A 2,803-nucleotide genomic window follows, 5' to 3' on the forward strand; every position below is an offset into this window, starting at 1 on the left:
CTTGGCCCGCCACACGACGTCCGTCGCCTTCACCCAGAGCTCGCCCGGCGCCCCGGCGGCGGCCCCGACGCCGTAGTAGACGTCACCGCCGACCACGTCGACCACGGTGACGTGTTGACCTCGGCGGGGGCGGCCAGCGGCTTCGACGTCTGCCTGCACATGCTGCGCCAGGACCACGGCACCGAGGTCGCCAACCAGGTCGCCCGCTTCTGCGTCATGCCGCCGTACCGGGACGGCGGGCAGGCACAGTACATCGAGCGGCCACTGCCGCCGACGGGCGCAACCGGCACCGGGCCGACCCGCGACTGGGCCTTGCAGCGACTTGAACTGCCGCTGTCGCTGGACGAGTTGGCCGCGCACGCGGCGATGAGCACCCGTACCTTCACCCGGCGCTTCAAGGAGGAGACCGGTCTGAGCCCCGGCCGCTGGCTGACCTCGCAGCGGCTGCGGCGGGCCCGGCACCTGCTGGAGTCCAGCGATCTGCCGGTGGAACGCGTCGCCCACGAGGTCGGATTCGCCACCGCCACCTCGCTACGGCGGCACCTCGCGGCGGAGGCCGGAGTCGCCCCGTCGGCGTACCGTCGCACCTTCCGCGCCCCGGATCCGGCCGCCGGCGATACGGGCTCCGTTCCCGCCTAAGGGTTGTCCCGTAACCGCTGGTTGAGTCGCGTGGCTGAGGCTCCGGGGAGCGGGGTCCTCGGCCGGATATCCGCGCGACTTCGGCCCGACGGCTATGGCAGCCTGCGGACATGCCAGCAGAGCTGAGAGAACACGCGGGCCGTTACTACGCCGTCCTGTCCTTCTACGCGGGACCTGACGACGCCTGGACCCTGGAGCTGAGCGAGGCCGTGCCAGCGCCAGCATCGTGGGCCGAGATCCCCGGTAGACCGACTCATACGCACGGGGTTGGCTTTCTGGCGGCGTTCGTCCCCGACGAGGATCCGACTCTGGAACCGACCATTCACATCCACAGCCATGACGAGCACGTCATCCCCTACGAGATCATGCGCTGGTTCATGGAGCAGGTCACCGAGCAGGTCCAACGCTGCCGGGCGGCCTACGCACAGGAGGATCCTGGGGCCGTGGAATGATCTTGGCATGGCTGGTGTGATCACGGCGTCGGAGTCGTCCTGGATAGCCCCGTTCACCGGGCTGAGCCCGCGAGACTTCCGCAAGCTGATGACGCTGCTGCATCGCGAGGGCGCCGACACCGTCAGGCCGGGCAGGCCCTGGAGCCTGCCGCTGGAGGACCGGGTCCTGCTGGTCGCGGCCTACTGGCGGACGAACCTGACACTGCGGCAACTCGCGCCACTGTTCGGCGTGTCCAAGTCGGCGGCCGACCGCATCATCGACCACATCGGACCGCTGCTCGCGCTCAAGCCCCGCCGCCGTTTCAGCAAAGACACTGTGCTGATCGTAGACGGGACCCTGGTCCCCACCCGCGACCACACGATCGCCGCGCAGTCGAAGAACTACCGCTACTCCACCAACCACCAGGTCGTCGTCGACGCCCACACCCGCCTGATCGTCGCAGTCGGCACACCCTTGCCGGGCAACCGCAACGACTGCAAGGCATGGGAGGAGTCCGGCGCCAAGGCCGCCGTCGGCAGGACCACCACGATCGCCGACGGCGGCTACCCCGGAACCGGCCTCGTCATCCCGCACCGTCGGCCCCGAGGCGGCGAACTGACCGACTGGCAGGCCGAGCACAACCACGACCACAAGCAGGTCCGCGCCCGCGTCGAGCACGTCTTCGCCCGGATGAAGACCTGGAAGATCCTGCGCGACTGCCGCCTCAAGGGCGACGGCGTCCACCACGCCGTGCTCGGCATCGCCCGCCTCCACAACCTCCTCCAGGCCGGGTAGCCGAGCCCGACCAACGGTCGACCACCCCTGCCCCGAAACCACTCAAGGTCAATTACGGGACAACCCTTAGCCACGACGCACCGTACGCGGCCCGGCGACGGGCGATCGAAGCCGCAGGCATCCGCGAACAGGGCACGGTCCAGGTCGCAATGGCACTCTTCACATGAATGACAACCTTTCCATATTCCAATTTTTGAAAGGAGACCCTCCGCCCTGCGACTCGCCACACCAATTCGTCTACGGATAGCCGGAAATCAGCCGCGGCTCTGCTCTAATGGGGCCCGCAGCTGAGCGTCCGTACGGCACTCCAGGGAACGGCGGGAAGTATCGCGACCATGGGTACGTTCTCCGACACCGCATTGCTCGCGCTGAGCGACCCCGGGCGCCTCGGGGCCGTCCTGGCGCCGGCAGGCGACCGCACCGGGGTTCTCACCCTGATCAACGCGACTCATGAACTCGCCTTCGCCCGCATCGACCGGGTCGCGGACGTCCGGGTCCGCGAGATCGTGCTGCAGCAGCCGTTCTTCCCGGTTCGGCGGGTCACCGGCGACCTCAGCCGGACCGTGCCGAGCTACGTCAGGGACGACCTGCGGCTGACCGTGACGCACGAGCCCGTCTGGGCCGACCTGCTCGCCCGCGTCCAGATCGACCTGGTCGCCGAGCTCGACGTGGGGGGCGTGGAATCGGTGGTGACGCGCATCGTCGACGACATCGCCACGCTGGACGACTTCCGCGCGCAGGTCCCTTTCATCGACCTCGACGAATTCATGCACCGGCACGACCTGGCGACGGTCGAGGATCTCCGGGAAGCCGGTGAGTACCTGGTCACCGAAATCCGACTGCGCGCACCTCCGGCATTCGATCCGGCGGATCCGGCCCATATGTACGGCATCGAGCTTTCCGTCGCCGTTCTGGCGATGGAATCCCTCGACCTCAC

At 68.5% G+C, this 2,803-nt stretch carries 3 protein-coding genes and 1 pseudogene; all 4 read left to right on the top strand.

What is annotated here, in order from left to right; translation table 11 throughout:
• Positions 1 to 96: 96 nt before the first annotated feature.
• Positions 97 to 639, top strand: a pseudogene (locus ABZ885_RS38750) (helix-turn-helix domain-containing protein); the annotation flags it as partial.
• Positions 640 to 749: 110 nt separating this feature from the next.
• Positions 750 to 1,091, top strand: a complete 342-nt coding sequence (locus ABZ885_RS38755) for a hypothetical protein (protein ID WP_360199541.1) — start codon at positions 750 to 752, stop codon at positions 1,089 to 1,091.
• A gap of 7 nt (positions 1,092 to 1,098) precedes the next feature.
• On the top strand, positions 1,099 to 1,866 hold the full coding sequence (locus ABZ885_RS38760) for a transposase (RefSeq protein ID WP_360199543.1): 768 nt from the start codon (positions 1,099 to 1,101) through the stop codon (positions 1,864 to 1,866).
• Positions 1,867 to 2,201: 335 nt separating this feature from the next.
• Positions 2,202 to 2,803 (top strand): hypothetical protein (locus ABZ885_RS38765; RefSeq protein ID WP_360199545.1); only part of this gene is annotated, 602 nt, incomplete at its 3' end.

It is taken from the genome of Kitasatospora sp. NPDC047058 (assembly GCF_040643935.1).
Classification (GTDB): Bacteria; Actinomycetota; Actinomycetes; order Streptomycetales; family Streptomycetaceae; genus Kitasatospora.

What these genes read in the sequence shown, in the direction of transcription:
- ABZ885_RS38755 (WP_360199541.1), top strand. Translation starts at nt 750, where the DNA reads ATGCCAGCAGAGCTGAGAGAACACGCGGGCCGTTACTACGCCGTCCTG.
- ABZ885_RS38760 (WP_360199543.1), top strand. Translation starts at nt 1,099, where the DNA reads ATGGCTGGTGTGATCACGGCGTCGGAGTCGTCCTGGATAGCCCCGTTC.